This is a genomic window from Rossellomorea yichunensis (assembly GCF_032337515.1).
Taxonomy (GTDB): domain Bacteria; phylum Bacillota; class Bacilli; order Bacillales; family Bacillaceae_B; genus Rossellomorea; species Rossellomorea yichunensis.
This window is the reverse complement of record NZ_JAVYAD010000004.1, coordinates 1-15,096: the sequence shown is the minus strand read 5'-3', so window position 1 is coordinate 15,096 and position 15,096 is coordinate 1. Positions and strand designations below refer to the sequence as shown.

Below are 15,096 nucleotides of genomic sequence, written 5' to 3'. Positions count from 1 at the left end.
AGGCCGTGAAGATATTTGAGTAATTATAAAGCAATCCTATTCGATCTGGATGATACCTTACTTGACAGGGATCTCGCTGTAGATAAAATGTTTTCGGTTATTTTAGAAAAGTGTTATGAAGATGTTCAACATCCAGCAAAAGACGAAATGTTGCATAGGTTCAAAGAATCCGATAAAGGAAGCTATGGCGATAACAATAAGATAAACGTTTTTGAATCATTATTTGATGAGTTCCCACCGCAGAATAGATTACCACGCCATGACATTCAAGATTTTTGGAATCATCATTTCCCGCGATGTTTTTCTATCAATCAGCATACTCTTACTATCGTAAATACCATAAAGCAGCACGTAAAAGTTGGAATTATTACAAATGGTTCCACTCATAGACAAAAAGCTAAAATAATGAACTCCGGGTTAAGTAATTATTTCGACACAATCATTATTTCTGAAGAAGTGAGAATGACTAAACCCGACAAACGCATATTTGAATTAGCACTGCATAAGCTGAATGTGCAGCCGGAAGATGCCTTATTCGTAGGAGATGACTTAGAAAAAGATATTAGAGGCTGTCAACATGCACATATTAAGGGCATATGGTTCAATCCTAAAAGGATTAAGAATGATATCGATATCAAACCATATGCCGAGATCGATTCTTTTGATAGATTAATAAGCTATATTACTTAATGCCAACACGCCAGAGGTGAAAAAAGATGATTTTTGTATTCGATTTAGATGGGACGATTTGTTTTAAAGGAAAACCCTTAACCCAAGAGATTTGTGATGCGTTAAACGTTTGTAAGCAACAGGGGCACGAAATTGTATTTGCTTCAGCAAGGCCGATTCGTGATTTATTACCCGTTCTGCCTGAAGATTTCCGGCATTATCGGATGGTTGGTGGGAATGGTGCCTTTACGTATGCAGATCAGGAGATTAAGACCCGTACTTTCACAGCAGAAACAGTAAATCATATAAAACAGATCATAGAAACCAACCAGCTGACTTATCTGATAGACAGTGATTGGGATTACAGCTACACAGGAAATCGTCATCATCCTATATTCCGTAATCTTGATCCTGAAAAGAGTGCTGTAAATCAGCCATTGGCTCAATTATTAAAGATCACGAAAATCGTATTATTTACTAGAGACCAAGCAATCAAACAACAGCTTGAGAAGCTATCTGTACAAGTATACGAACATGGGGATGAAGAACTCATGGATATAAGCCCAATAGGAATACATAAGGTGGAGGGTTTGAGACAATTAGGCATACTACCAGGCGAGTTCATTGCATTCGGAAATGACCAGAATGATTTAGAACTGTTTCAAAACGCAAAGTACAGCGTCTGTGTTGGAGAGCATCCAATAAAAGAACATGCATCTACTTCCATAAGGATTGAGAATGTTCCTTTCAAAATAAAAGAAATCAGTGAATTATATCAACAAAGAGGACTCATTCTTGAAAGCTGATTTATTCAGCTTGAGCATAATCAATTATCATATGAAGATCTTCATTTAACGTGAGCTTATCCAAATCAGGATAGGCTTATTTTTTTATGAAAACTGTCGTGCCTGGCCCCGTTAACAGTATTCTGGATGCCCATGGATTTATGGAAACGACAAGTTTTTTATACTAATTTTGACACACATATTAGAAATTGGTAATATGTTAGTAATGAAGACGTATTAGAAATATCTAATATGAGTGGAAGGGGTTTATAGTGTTGGAAGAGATTGATATGGATACAAAAATAAAGTTTCTGCAAGGCTTTGCCCATAAATTAAGAATTCAAATTCTGGAGTGTATAAAAGAAGAAGAAAAAACGGTATCGCAGATTGTCAAAGACTTGGATGGCAGTCAGTCAAGTATTTCTCAACATATTTCCTGTTTAAAGGGATGCGGGCTCATTGTAGGCAGACAGGAAGGGAAGTATATCTATTATAGCTTAAGCAATCAAAAAGTCCGCGATTTGTTAACGATGTTTGATGTAGTGTTGGAGGAAGTACAAAACGATGTAGCTCGTTGTCATAATCATATCATTTAGGGGGTGAAAAAATGGCAGATAAATGTTGCAGTTCTGAAGCTGCAGATGATCTTAAGGAAAAAAGCTGTTGCAGCAGTGAAGAAGTAATTGAGAAGAAACAGTCATGTTGCAGAAGCGAGGCGGTCGCAGTAGGAGCTGCTGGCATTGCAAGCGGTGAGATGGTTGAATACAGAGTATTCGGCATGGATTGTCCTTCTTGCGCCGCATCCATTGAAAAAGGATTACGAAAATTAAAAAACATAGAAGAAATAAAGGTGAACTATAATACAGGTAAACTTCGGTTCATGGGGGATAAAGAAACGAATCTTGAACAAGTGGAAGATGTGGTGCAAAAGCTTGGATTTAAGGTTGAGCCCTTAGAACAAAATAAAAACGTGAGGATTTACCATGTAGAAGGCATGGATTGCAGCAGCTGTGCTAAAAGTATTGAAAACCACTTAAACACTATCCCCGGTGTAAACAGTGTAAGTGTCCACTTTTCAACGGGCAAATTGAAAGCTGAGCATGAAAACAGTGTGGAAGAAATCATTTCTGAAGTGTCTAAAATCGGCTTTAGGGCGTCATTGTCCTCAAAGAACAATGGTGCTGAACCAGCTAAGCACAATGATGGTAAAGGGTTGATCATTACATCAGGGATATTGATTGCACTAGGTTTTATCGGATCTTTTACCGGTGTTTCCACATTCATAACCACCCTTATGTACGCGATGGCAATGGTGATCAGCGGTTATAAGCCGGTGAAAAGCGCCTTTTATTCTATAAAAAGCCGGTCATTGGATATGAATGTCCTCATGTCAGCTGCGGCCCTTGGTGCTGCCTTCATCGGGGAATGGCTGGAAGGTGCAACAGTGGTTTGGTTATTCGCTCTCGGCACGACTCTTCAAAATATGTCACTTGAAAAAACAAGGGACTCTATACGGAATTTAATGAACCTGGCTCCGTCGGAAGCGTGGATTAAAGTGGGCTCTCAATTGATGAAGAAACCTGTTGAAGAAGTGTCCGTCGGTGACATTCTGGTTGTTAAACCCGGTGATAGAATCCCATTAGACGGAGAGATTGTGACCGGTGAATCCAGTGTCAATCAAGCTCCGATAACCGGAGAATCCATACCCGTCGATAAACAAGCCGGTGATACTGTATACGCAGGAACCATCAATGAAAACGGGTCTCTTGAAGTGAAAGTCACCAAGTTAGTGGAGGACACCACTATCTCCAAGATCATTCACCTCGTTGAAGAAGCCCAGGAACAGAAGGCTCCCACCCAGGCGTTTATCGATAAGTTTGCGGGGATCTATACACCTATTGTATTCGTCCTGGCACTAGTCGTCATGGTGATCCCTCCTTTATTAAATTTTGGAACATGGGGAGAATGGTTCTATAAAGGACTTGAATTATTAGTCGTTGCCTGCCCATGTGCCTTGGTTATTTCTACCCCTGTCGCAATTGTTTCTGCCATTGGAAACGCTGCAAAGAACGGTGTGTTAATCAAAGGGGGAACATTCCTGGAAAAGGCAGGGGCCATCAATGCCATCGCCTTTGATAAAACGGGTACCTTGACTGAAGGAAAACCGAACGTTTCTCAAATCAACGCTTTACGTACATCGGAAGACGAGTTGCTGTCTATCGCCTTGACGCTGGAAGAATATTCAACTCATCCGATTGCACAAACCATTGTTCGATACGCGAATGACAAGGGGATTCAAGCTAAACAAGGCGAGTTGTTCAAAAGTATAGTGGGTAAAGGTGTTCAAGCCACCATTGGCGGGGAAGTATATTATGCCGGAAATCCAAGGCTTTTTGATGAAATGGAGATTCCTCTCGGGGAAGCGAAAGCAAGTGTTGAAGATCTGCATAGTAAAGGAAAAACCGTTGTCATTATCGGTACAAGGAAAGAAATCATCGGCGTCATTTCTGTTGCTGATACCATCAGGACAACAACCGTTAATGCCTTGAACGGATTAAAGAAAGCAGGAGTCAATCAAGTTGTCATGCTGACAGGCGATAATGAAGGCACAGCTAAGATGATTTCAAAGGAAACAAGCGTCAACCGCTATTTTGCTGAACTGTTACCGGAAGATAAAGTGGAAGCGATCAAACAATTACAAAGGGAAGGCCATAACGTAGCGATGGTCGGAGACGGCATTAACGATGCTCCTGCACTTGCCACCGCGGATCTGGGGATTGCCATGGGCGGTGCAGGGACGGACACAGCGATGGAAACGGCCGACATTGTCCTAATGGCGGATAACCTTGAAAAACTGCCGCATACGATAAACTTGAGCAGAAAAGCGCTGAGTATCATCAAGCAGAACATCTGGTTCTCTTTAATCGTAAAATTTGTCGCCCTTGCTTTGATCTTCCCAGGATGGTTAACACTATGGTTAGCGGTGCTAAGTGATACAGGAGCAGCAATCATCGTCATTTTGAATGCGTTGCGCCTAGTAAAAGTCAAATAAACTATTCATAAAAGCTGTTCAGTATTTTCTGCTGAGCGGCTTTTTTTGTGTGAATTCCACCATGAGGTCTTTAAAGAGTAGAAGGCTTATTCAAAACTGGATAGCCTTTTTTTTATGAAAAATCTTCTTGAGTAAGAAGTATTAATTTGAAATAATTGGTATTAAGAGCAACAAAGGTACGGTAATGCCGTCTGAAAAATAGAAAAAGGTGATTGCATACATGTAATAGGATAAGTTATTTCTTTATCATGTCCTGAAGCACGGTGAAGTTTTAACCTGCCTGGGTTCAGGCCATGTTATTGGAACCATGTTATCAATCGAACCTTAGTGGAGGTAAATACACGATGAGTACGTGTTTTTATATGGTGAGGCACGGTGAGTCACCAAAGGAAGGAAATGAAAGAACAAGAGGGCTAACTCCAAAAGGTCATTTGGATGCTAAGCGGGTAACTGACATATTGAAAGACGAGAAGATTGACGCAGTTGTTTCAAGCCCATATATACGTTCAATCTTAACTGTCGAAAAGGTAGCTGAACAAATAGGCCAAGAAGTTATCGTATATGAAGGTTTAAAAGAGAGGATGTTTTCTTCTGAAGATAATCGAGTATCTGATAAGGAGTTGCTTCCACTGTTGGAGAAGTCTTTTGAGGAATCAAATTTCGCTTTAGAAGGAGCAGAATCAAATGCTGACTGTCAAAAAAGGGCTATTAACGTTTTAAAAGAACTACTAGAAACATTTAAAGATAAACATATCGTAATAGGATCTCACGGGGCTGTTATGACCTTGATGATGGGGTATTTCGATCGTACGTATGACTTGGATTTTTTACATAGCACGTCCAAACCTGATATTTATAGGTTGGAATTTAAAGAGAAGAAGTTGGTGGATGTTCGAAGATTGTGGGGGGGAAATTGAACCGAAATTAGCCATTGTTCTTTTAATATAGGGAGTAGATTGGAATATGTGTCTTAGGGGAGAAATATGACCATGAAAAAAGATAGATATTTTTTAGAGTTGGCTCTTGAAGAAGCAGAAAATCATTGAATGAGAATACATATCCAGTTGGGGCTATTATTGTGGATGAAAATCAGAACATTATTTCAAGAGGGCGTAATAGAAATACATTCTCATGAAGATATGACTGCCCACGCTGAAATTGACGCTATCCGTAATGCCGGCAAATCAATATTTATGCCAATATAAAAAAAGTAGTTTGGCTACTAAACGATGATTTAGGTTTTGGCGGTTATAAAAAAATCAGCGATACCAAAATATTTGACAAGAAATTTCATGAAATTGAAGCTATTGAAGAACCTTATGGTGACTTGAAACAGAAGCAAATGGAACTAATGAGTATAAATGGTTGACAAATCCTAATCATGTTACTAACTTACGAAAAGCTATTCCAGAATAAGGGGTTTATCCGCAATAGGGGAAGCTTTTTTTTTTATGGGAAATAGTTATTGAGTTTCTATCAGTGATTTGAAATAATTGGAATAAAGTAATAGCGTCGACAACCATTATAGTTCCTGAGGGTGAGAACAGTGAAAGAGAAAATAAAAGACACTGATTATTTTAGTTAATATGCCTTATTGGTATTTGTCTTCACTAATATATACAGCAATAGTCAAAAATCACTTTTCATAAATTGAAAGGAAGTATTTAAATGAATGACATTAAACTACTTATTACTTTCAAAGGTGACCTTAACAATTATTCAATAGAACAGCTTAGGTATATCTCGGAAGAAGGGGTGTGGTCCATTGGACAGATGTATGACCATTTAATTGTTGTTGCCCATGAGTATCTTGATAGTATGGAAGAGTGTGCTGCATTGAATGAGGAACAACCCCTTGGGAAAACAAAATTTGGTGAGCAATTATTTGAGAACGGAGGTTTTCCACCTATTAAAATAAGATTACCAGATGAACTAAATGCTCCACCAAATAATTCAGATAGCAAGGAAGAACTCATTAGCAGGATGGAACAATTAATTCAACGATTGACTCATTGGGAAACGAAGGTGGAATATATTCACCCAGAAAATAAAGTTGAACATGGAGGATTCGGCTGGCTGAATGCAAAGGAATGGTATGATTTGGTCGGAATGCATTTTCGACATCATGTACGTCAAAAAGATGAGCTGGAAAGGTACTTAGTATAGGCGGGAATTAAGGAAACTATTTGATCTACCAAATGAAATAAAGGAGAGAAGAATATGAGTAAATCATTTATTGAACAAGTACATTATATTAGAATTCCTGTAAAAGATTTAGATCTGTCTGCACAATGGTATAGAGATGTATTAGGGCTCCAGTTAGTAAACATTACTGAGGAACTTGCGGTGATAAAAGTAAATGAAGGACCTTTCTTACTTATCTTAGTTCCTACTGAAGATGAAACATTTGCCCATTTTACAATTGATAATGAACCAGAATTTAGCATTGGCTTTACAAGCCCGGAATTATCTAAATTTCATCAACATTTAATGGATAATCAAGTTAAGGTTGAGGATATAAAAGAAGATAATGGTCATGCCTTTTTCCACTTTTATGACCCAAATGGTAATAAACTTCAAGTACACTGGTGAGATTAGACCAGCTTCATGAGTTGGGCCGATTGTGGAGAATACTCATGAGAAACAACTGCCTAGTGGAGTAACGTTTGAATCGATCGATTAAAAGTAAAGGGAGAATAAATTCTATCGAATCAGATGAGTCTCTCGATTCTTTTATCATCTCTGTGGTAATGTCTTTCATAGCCAACAAGATACCAATATCTGGACCCTATTCTTGGGAGCAGATTATGGGCAAAAGGAAGCGTGAGACACATCCATTTCTTTTTTTAAAAAACAAGTAAAAGGAGTGAAAAACAATGAATTTAGGAACTCCTATTGCCATCGGAAATACAGCAAAAGTGTATCTCTATGAAAACAAGGTTTTCAAAGTTTTTAATGACTCATTACCAGATAAGGAATCTACTAATGAAGCTTTCAAGCAAAGCTTTGCTTATTCGTGTGGACTCTCTGTGCCGGAAATAGTTGATGTGACAAAAATAGATGGTAAACAGGTAATCATAATGGAACACATAAAAGGGAGAACTATAGGGAATTTTCTAACAGACAACATGGAAAAAGCGGAGTATTATATGAGCATCTCTGTTGATATACAAATGAAAATACATAAAATCAAAGCGGATTCTATTGAACCGATGTCTGAAAAATTAAGTAGACAAATAGAAAATGCACCAGGGTTGGATATTAAACTTAAATCTACCTTAATTAAAAAACTAGATTCAATGACCTTCGACGAAAAACTCTGTCATGGGGATTTTCATTTCTTCAACTTAATTATGTCGGATCATAAAGTGACCATTATCGACTGGGTTGATGCTAGTGCAGGGGATATACGTGCTGACGTATATCGAACGTATCTCTTGTATTCCCAGTTTTCAGTGGAATTGGCTGATATGTATATGCGTCTTTATTGTGAGAAAAGCGGTTTGTCTAAAGATGAGATTTTTCAATGGACGCCAATTATAGCTGCGGCAAGATTGTCTGAGTGTGTTTCATCAGAAAAACCAGAGCGTCTTTTGGAGATTGTTAATCAGTATTGCCCTATTTGACAAACTTTGTATTATCTTTGAGAGCAAATTTGATTATGGTAGCACTGCCAAGGGAATCAATCAAAATATATATTCCAGTGCAACTAGATCGCTGTATTTTGAACAAACGGGTATTAGGATCATTCTTATAAGGGGGATTGTTATATGTTTGTTGTAAATGTAGAAGGTGCTATTCACCGCGATGGTAAGTGGCTTCTAATCTTGAGAAGCGAGAAGGAGGAACATGCAGGTGGCTCTCTTTCACTCGTCGGCGGCAAGTGTGAAATCGAAGGAGTTTCATCCGATATATTAGAAAGGACTTTACAAAGAGAAATATTTGAAGAGGTGGGAAGCGAAGTCACAGGTGTTGAATATGTGAACAGCTCTTCCTTTGTTACTGATGCGGGCATCAATGTAATTGATATCGTTTTTCTGTGTCATCATAAATTGGGTGAACCTTTCGCAAAAAGCACTGAAGAAGTTGATGATGTATTTTGGATGACTACTTCAGAGATTCTTGCCCATCCGGAACTACCGGATTATTTAAAAAGAAACATAATATGCGCAGAGGAAAAGATGAAAAATAGCTATGAATCATAAAACATCTAAGGGATTATTCAGAATTGATTGTGGAGATATTTATCTACAAGAGTTCTCCATAGAAAATGCAGAAGATATATACAGAATATCAAATCAGCCAGAAATAGCTCAATATCTTCCAGACTGGAAATCTACAAAAGAACAAAGGATGGACTGGGTTATAAATTACGAAATACCAGCAAATAAAGCATTTATTGAGGTTGCTGCCATAACAACCAACATCGAAGATCATACGTTAAAACTCGGGGTGTTTAGTAAGCAAACGGAAGAATTGATCGGTTGGTGCTTTACGGGTATTAAGAATGAGCTTCCTGCACCGAATAGAGAAATTATGTATGCCATTTCGATTGAACATCAAGGGAAGGGCTATGCGACTTTAGCATCTACAGGGCTGATTAACTACTTATTTACGAATACCAATGTAGAAATCTTGAATGCAGTTGCTTTGATTGACAACGATTCATCCAAAAAAGTGATTGAGAAGTGTGAGTTTACCTACCACGGACAACAGGCGATTGGAAATCAACTTTATCATCATTATAGATTGAGTAAGTCAGAGTGGAAGAGAAACACGAAGTAAAGTGCGACGATTATCCGTCAACATACATATGTGAATGAAAGTTTAAGGTGGTGCAAAAACGATGAGTGATAAATGGTTAGAATGGGCAAAAAGGATCCAAGCATTATCTCAATCAGGGCTGACTTTTTCAAAGGATGTATACGATATTGAGAGATATGAAGAATTACGAACGATCAGTGCGGAGATCATGCAGGAATACACGGACTTAGAGATGATGAAAATAAGGGAATTATTTACGAACGAATCAGGTTATCAGACACCGAAAGTAGATGTGCGCGGTGTCGTATTCAAGGATGACAAAATCCTGATGGTAAGAGAGAAAGTTGATGATAAATGGTCTCTCCCAGGTGGATTTTGTGATGTAGGCCTGTCTCCAAGTGAAAACATCGTCAAAGAAATTAGAGAAGAATCTGGATATGATGTAACCCCTGTAAAATTACTCGGACTGCTCGATATGAACAAACATCCCCATCCCTCGCAACCCTACCATTACTATAAAATATTTATTCAGTGCGAGGTGGCTGGTGGAAAGGAAAGAAGTGGGATCGAAACAAAAGGAGTTCATTTTTTCGAAGAAGAGAATTTACCGGAGCTATCGATAGGTAGAAATACAGAAACCCAGATTAACATGCTGTTTGAATTCTTGAGAGATCCTAGTAAAGAAACTGTATATGATTAATGGTCATGAAGTTAAAGGGCGGCAGATTAATGAAATATAAACCAAAGAACTTGGAAAATAAGAGAAGCCCAAAGGACTTCTCTTATTTAAAATTCATCTTTTAATGAAGAATTTACAACGTCCAAGAAAAATTCAGGGGCTGATTGAAACTCTAAGCCATTGAAATCCTCATCTGGCATAAACTTTTTTAATATCGGTAAGCTTTCATTCAGGTCATTTGTCCTTTGGCCAATTACTGAGTCAGTCAACAATTTGAACCCTAAATCTGAATATAATTTTATCGCTCTATAACTGGTAGGATGTGTGTGTAAAAACACTGGGTATTCTTCTTGAGATAAGGTTTGCATGACATAAGATAATAAACTGCGCCCAATACCCATTCCCTCATAATGTATGTTTACCTTGAACCAATGAACGGTCCATACCTCGTTATATGCTTTCCATAAAAAGCAGGTTCCTATAGGCGTGTCACTCTCATCACATACAAACAAACACCTTTTAAAGAATAAGTCACCATAGGGTAAATAAACTTGATTGAAAAATTCCGTCATGAAATGATGGTATTGAGTCGCTAATTCTGGCGTATCAAAGGGCATTCTCTTCCATATATCTACTTCATCTTTTCTACAAAACCGAACGTGATAGCCTTCAGGTAGTTCAGTTATAGCAGATGTATTTAAACTGTTACATATCATAAACAAATTATAGTCTGGTATTTCTTCTTTCATTTGAATCCTCCATTAATTATTATTTTTTAGAGTATAGTTCAAATGAGTGTAAGCGTAATCTCTCAAAGTTCATAATAATCCTCCTCAACCAAACACAAGTGCATTATATATTCTTATTCTAATTGAATCACCTTTATCTTGGAACTGGATAAATGTATAAATCACTTTTCAAAATGATACAATTATCAGTAAAATCTTACAAATAGTAATCAATAATATGTTTTTTCTTGGAAAAGAAGTTTACCACTAAGGATAAGCTTCTTTTTTAATGCAATTAATTATTGAGTTGGAGGGTTCATTTTGAAATAATTGGTAGTGAAAGCATATAGAGATCGATGGGAGGAACACAAACTTGAACAAGTACGGGCAAGACCTATTTAAAGGCACTTCAAGGTATTATTCGAAATACAGACCGATGTATCCTTCTTCGTTAATACGATTCCTTGTTGAAACGTTTTCTTTAAATGGAGAGCAGAACCTCCTTGATCTAGGCTGCGGCACAGGACAGCTCACCATAAGGTTTTCTGATTGGTGTCATAAAATAGTGGGTATAGATGTTGAACCGGAAATGATTGAAGAAGCTACGCGTATCCATCAGGAAGTAAGGATGGGTCAGATTGAATGGTTCAATGGAACCTTGGAACAGTACACCCTTGAGAATCATGAGCATTTTTCTCTCGTGACGATAGCCAAGGCTTTTCATTGGATGGACAGACCAAAGGTATTAGAGGAATTATTTGATATGATTTCTCCTGGTGGCGGGGTAGCGATCATTGATAATTATGATCCCAATCAAACGTTGAAACCTTGGCAAGTAAGGTTTAATGAAGTGATCGAAAAATGGTATGGAAAAGATCGAAAGGCTGGAAATTCAACCTATACTCATCCCGTTACCAGTCATGAAGAAGTCATATCCCATTCTCAATTTGACCTTGAAGTTCATACCTTACCAACATACGAAATCACTTGGACCATTGAGTCGTTACTAGGGAATCTGTATTCTACATCCTATGGATCCAAGCGTTTTCTTGGAAGTGACATCTCGCTATTTGAACGTGATGTGAGGGAGGCCATGCTCGATATTGGTGAATCTGGAGAATATAAAGAAGAATCAACGCTATCAGTGAAGATCGGGAGAAAAGGGTTATGAAAAATATGGAAGTTACAGCAGGGGAAACCCATGTGAAAAGAGAATGTTTACTATATCTGATTGCGGGAGGGAATTATTAATGAACGAAAAATTATTAAGGGTTGGTACAACCTATATTCCAGTAACAAATGTGGATCTTTCATCTGAATGGTACATACATAAATTAGATGCAGGATTAAGCTATAAAGATGAAGATAAAGCCATCTTGAATCTTGCAAACCAAAGTATTTTTCTTGTTAAATCAAAAGAAAATCAAAGTGCTAATTTCATAGATGTTTATGGTGAAGAACGATTTTCATTAACTTTTGAAGTGAATGGTTTAGAAGCGTTGGAAACACTGCATAAGGATTTTATAGACAATGGGATTCGGGTTGGCACTATTGAAAACAGAGGCCACTCTGGAAGGAATTTTGTTTTTTATGATTTAGATGGAAATAAGTTTGATGTGTGGAGTGAGCTTAGTCCGGTTTTCCGGGAGAAATATTTCATTTCACAGTGATCAATGTAGATACACGATGCGAATAATTATTAATGCGCAAAAAGGAGCTTAGGCAGCCCCCAGGTAAATTAAATAATCAAGTGTAAAACATATTGAGGCCCTTTAGGTCCCTCATACATTTGTTTTTCATCTACGAAACCACATTTCAGGTAGAGATTTATGGCTGCCGTGTTCCTTTTGTTAACCCCAAGAACCACTTCATTGATATCAGGCAGAACGTTTTTCACAAAAGAAGGAAGTAGTTTTAGACCTTGTTTTGCCAGTCCTTTTCCTTGAAACTTTGAATCGATTGAAAAAGATGTTAAGATTTTGGCTTTTGGATTGTCACTATACTTATGAACCTTTTCCCCATCTTCTAATGCAAAATATCCCACTGGTTCATTATTACTCATGACTAATACATGAATAGAAGTTTTGGAGACTTTGGGGTGATTGATTTTTTCTAAAGGAAGGCTAGTAAACTCTAGTTGATCTTCAGGCAAGGAAAAGTTGGACAATTGATGTGTGTATTGTTCATGAAACTCAACTAGTTTAACTGTAGGGCTTTTAGTATTTGACGTCATAATGATCATCTCCACATAATGTAATATTTTCCATTATAGGATATCGTGAAAGTGTAGACAAGCTATATACTGCGTGCCGCATCACTTCATAAGGGGGAATTACGGAGAATGTTTAAATCTGAGATTACAAATAGAATCATATCGTTAATAGTTTTATAGTAGGGGTTGGAAGTAGATTAAGTAATGTCTAGTGCTCTCTCAATTGTGGATGAGGTGTTTAATTGAAAAACCCGGACAGCGTCCCTAAATTGGGGGGATTTAAGTGAAAAGTAAGGATGAAAAAGAAGAAATGCTAACAGGAGGGAATGTCTCGGATGTATATCGTTCGGGAGATACTATACGACGGGAAATGAAGTCTGATAGTGTTAAAATCCATATGTTATTGCAGCATTTGGAAAGTAAAGGTTTTGAATATGCACCGAAGTTTTTGGGAATTGATGAAAAAGATAGAGAGATATTATCATTTATAGCAGGAGAAGCCGGCAATTATCCTTTAAAAGAATACATGTGGTCTAATGATGCTTTAAAAGACATAGCGAAGATGCTCCGGCATTACCATGATGCAGTGAGTGACTTCCCATTAACGGATGAATGGCAGCCCATGGACAATACACCAGCTAACATGGAGGTTGTATGTCACAATGATTTTGCCATATACAATATTATTTTTAACAAGGAAAAACCAGTAGGTATCATTGATTTTGATGTTGCCGGCCCCGGTCCGAGACTTTGGGATATCGCTTATACTCTGTACACCTGCGTTCCTTTAAGCAGACATTATCATACCGAAGCGGGTGAAGCTGTTCACTACGATCCAAAACGTGATGCCGGCCGTATAAAACAAAGAGTAAAATTGTTCTTTGAATCCTACGGTATGGAGGGAATGGAAGAAGATTATTTGGAAATGGTATTGCTGCGCTTGGAAGGATTGTGTATCTACATGAAAAGAAAAGCCGGTGAAGGTGACCTTGCTTTTCAAAAGATGATCGATGAAGGGCACCATGAGCATTATCAAAATGATATAAAGTTTATTCGTGAACATGGTGAAGAGTGGGTTTAAGAGGCAGGTCAGTAAAAAAGTTCTTTTTTGCTGGATGGATTCATTGCTAATTGGTATGTAGTTTAAGCAGGATTCGACCAAAGTTGTACCGAATATATAGGTAAAAAGTGGAATATAGGTGAAAACATGAGTAAGATCATTCAGTATTACAATCAATTTGATGAGTGGGGAAGACTTGAACGTGAACCAGTTGAATTCCAGGTGAATTGGCATTATATAAGAAAATATATGTCTCAAACAGGCTATGTACTTGATAATGGTGCTGGACCGGGGAAATATTCAATGGAACTTGCCAAAGCTGGTTATAGGGTAACGCTGACCGATTTGACCCCAAGATTAGTTGATATTGCAAAAGACAAAGCAAAAGAACTGGATTTAGCTGAACAATTTGAAGGGTTTTATGCAGCTGATGCCAGAGACCTAAATCTGTTTGAAGATGAACAGTTTGACTCCTCATTAATGCTCGGACCCATGTACCATTTGCAGGAAGAAAATGACCGTGTACTGGCAGTGAAAGAATTAAACAGAGTGACTAAAAAGGGTGGGCTGGTCTTTGTTGCCTTTATGCCTAGAATTAGACACATCCTTACATCGCTCTTATCTCCTGACAATTGGAAACCAAACAATGATATGGATACCATCTTACAATTTTCCCAATCAGGCTGCTTTAATCACGCAGATGAAGGACGTTTTACAGGCGCCTATTATTTTAATATAGAAGACATTAATCCTTTTATGGAAGCAAACGGATTTGAAACAATCGAGTTAATAGGATCCAATGCAGGAGCGGTTTTGAATAATGGCAATTGGGATTACTGGAGAGAAAAAGGTGACGAAGAAGTAAGGAAAATAATCGATTTAATTATAGAAAGTGCAACAGATCCTTATATTCTTGGTATTTCCTCTCACTTGCTTTATATTGGCAGGAAAAAGTAAACTGCTAATCTATTTTTATTATTAAATGGCGTCCGATCTCGTACTTCTTTTTGCATTACATTAGAATCATTGAAACCGTCCCGTCACATACAAAGAAAACCCACCTCTAAAACTGGAGTGACACAGTCAAATAAGACTAAATAAAACACCTAAGCTGCCATGACTCTAAATTCTACCGGAGTCTGGCAGT

17 protein-coding genes and 1 pseudogene are annotated in these 15,096 nt (G+C 37.8%); 16 read left to right on the top strand and 2 right to left on the bottom strand.

Annotated elements, in window-relative coordinates:
- Positions 1-33: 33 nt before the first annotated feature.
- From RSX31_RS11045 to RSX31_RS10990, 12 genes and pseudogenes are all read left to right on the top strand, one after another.
- The gene (locus RSX31_RS11045; protein WP_315634938.1) at positions 34-690 is read left to right on the top strand and encodes an HAD family hydrolase; all 657 of its coding nucleotides are present in this window, start codon (positions 34-36) and stop codon (positions 688-690) included.
- A gap of 26 nt (positions 691-716) precedes the next feature.
- Positions 717-1,475, top strand: coding sequence for an HAD-IIB family hydrolase (locus RSX31_RS11040; protein WP_315634537.1), 759 nt, complete (start codon positions 717-719; stop codon positions 1,473-1,475).
- A 269-nt stretch (positions 1,476-1,744) separates the two neighbouring features.
- Entirely contained in the window at positions 1,745-2,050 is a 306-nt protein-coding gene (locus tag RSX31_RS11035; RefSeq protein WP_397540992.1) for a metalloregulator ArsR/SmtB family transcription factor, read from the top strand.
- Positions 2,051-2,061: 11 nt separating this feature from the next.
- Positions 2,062-4,506, top strand: a complete 2,445-nt coding sequence (locus tag RSX31_RS11030) for a heavy metal translocating P-type ATPase (RefSeq protein WP_315634535.1) — start codon at positions 2,062-2,064, stop codon at positions 4,504-4,506.
- Between the two features lie 344 nt (positions 4,507-4,850).
- Positions 4,851-5,423: a histidine phosphatase family protein gene (locus RSX31_RS11025; protein ID WP_315634534.1), complete on the top strand. Its 573-nt coding sequence runs from the start codon at positions 4,851-4,853 to the stop codon at positions 5,421-5,423.
- Positions 5,424-5,489: 66 nt separating this feature from the next.
- Positions 5,490-5,922 (top strand): annotated as a pseudogene (locus RSX31_RS11020) (deaminase).
- Positions 5,923-6,174: 252 nt separating this feature from the next.
- The gene (locus tag RSX31_RS11015) at positions 6,175-6,672 is read left to right on the top strand and encodes a DinB family protein (RefSeq protein ID WP_315634533.1); all 498 of its coding nucleotides are present in this window, start codon (positions 6,175-6,177) and stop codon (positions 6,670-6,672) included.
- Between the two features lie 54 nt (positions 6,673-6,726).
- Positions 6,727-7,098, top strand: coding sequence for a VOC family protein (locus tag RSX31_RS11010; protein WP_315634532.1), 372 nt, complete (start codon positions 6,727-6,729; stop codon positions 7,096-7,098).
- Positions 7,099-7,382: 284 nt separating this feature from the next.
- Positions 7,383-8,132: a phosphotransferase family protein gene (locus RSX31_RS11005; RefSeq protein WP_315634531.1), complete on the top strand. Its 750-nt coding sequence runs from the start codon at positions 7,383-7,385 to the stop codon at positions 8,130-8,132.
- A gap of 144 nt (positions 8,133-8,276) precedes the next feature.
- Complete coding sequence (locus tag RSX31_RS11000) at positions 8,277-8,711, top strand: NUDIX hydrolase (RefSeq protein ID WP_315634530.1); 435 nt, start codon at positions 8,277-8,279, stop codon at positions 8,709-8,711.
- Positions 8,701-9,291 (top strand): GNAT family N-acetyltransferase, encoded by a 591-nt coding sequence (locus RSX31_RS10995; protein ID WP_315634529.1) that lies wholly within the window; start codon positions 8,701-8,703, stop codon positions 9,289-9,291. The genes RSX31_RS11000 and RSX31_RS10995 overlap by 11 nt, the downstream gene beginning before the upstream one ends.
- 61 nt (positions 9,292-9,352) lie before the next feature.
- Positions 9,353-9,970 (top strand): NUDIX hydrolase, encoded by a 618-nt coding sequence (locus RSX31_RS10990; protein ID WP_315634528.1) that lies wholly within the window; start codon positions 9,353-9,355, stop codon positions 9,968-9,970.
- Between the two features lie 86 nt (positions 9,971-10,056).
- Here RSX31_RS10990 and RSX31_RS10985 read toward each other — a convergent pair whose 3' ends face one another.
- A complete protein-coding gene (locus tag RSX31_RS10985; protein ID WP_315634527.1) occupies positions 10,057-10,698 on the bottom strand; it encodes a GNAT family N-acetyltransferase in 642 nt (213 codons plus the stop codon).
- Between the two features lie 352 nt (positions 10,699-11,050).
- Here RSX31_RS10985 and RSX31_RS10980 point away from each other — a divergent pair, with 352 nt between their 5' ends.
- Both RSX31_RS10980 and RSX31_RS10975 read left to right on the top strand, forming a co-directional pair.
- Positions 11,051-11,848: a class I SAM-dependent methyltransferase gene (locus RSX31_RS10980; protein ID WP_315634526.1), complete on the top strand. Its 798-nt coding sequence runs from the start codon at positions 11,051-11,053 to the stop codon at positions 11,846-11,848.
- Positions 11,849-11,927: 79 nt separating this feature from the next.
- Positions 11,928-12,347, top strand: coding sequence for a VOC family protein (locus RSX31_RS10975; protein ID WP_315634525.1), 420 nt, complete (start codon positions 11,928-11,930; stop codon positions 12,345-12,347).
- Positions 12,348-12,415: 68 nt separating this feature from the next.
- On the opposite strand, the gene RSX31_RS10970 is transcribed toward RSX31_RS10975, so the two are convergent.
- Positions 12,416-12,910 carry a GNAT family N-acetyltransferase gene (locus RSX31_RS10970; RefSeq protein WP_315634524.1) on the bottom strand — a complete coding sequence of 165 codons (495 nt, stop codon included), beginning with the start codon at positions 12,908-12,910 and terminating at the stop codon, positions 12,416-12,418.
- A gap of 289 nt (positions 12,911-13,199) precedes the next feature.
- Here RSX31_RS10970 and RSX31_RS10965 point away from each other — a divergent pair, with 289 nt between their 5' ends.
- Complete coding sequence (locus RSX31_RS10965) at positions 13,200-13,970, top strand: phosphotransferase (RefSeq protein WP_315634937.1); 771 nt, start codon at positions 13,200-13,202, stop codon at positions 13,968-13,970.
- Between the two features lie 126 nt (positions 13,971-14,096).
- Positions 14,097-14,906: a class I SAM-dependent methyltransferase gene (locus RSX31_RS10960; RefSeq protein WP_315634523.1), complete on the top strand. Its 810-nt coding sequence runs from the start codon at positions 14,097-14,099 to the stop codon at positions 14,904-14,906.
- Positions 14,907-15,096: the final 190 nt, after the last annotated feature.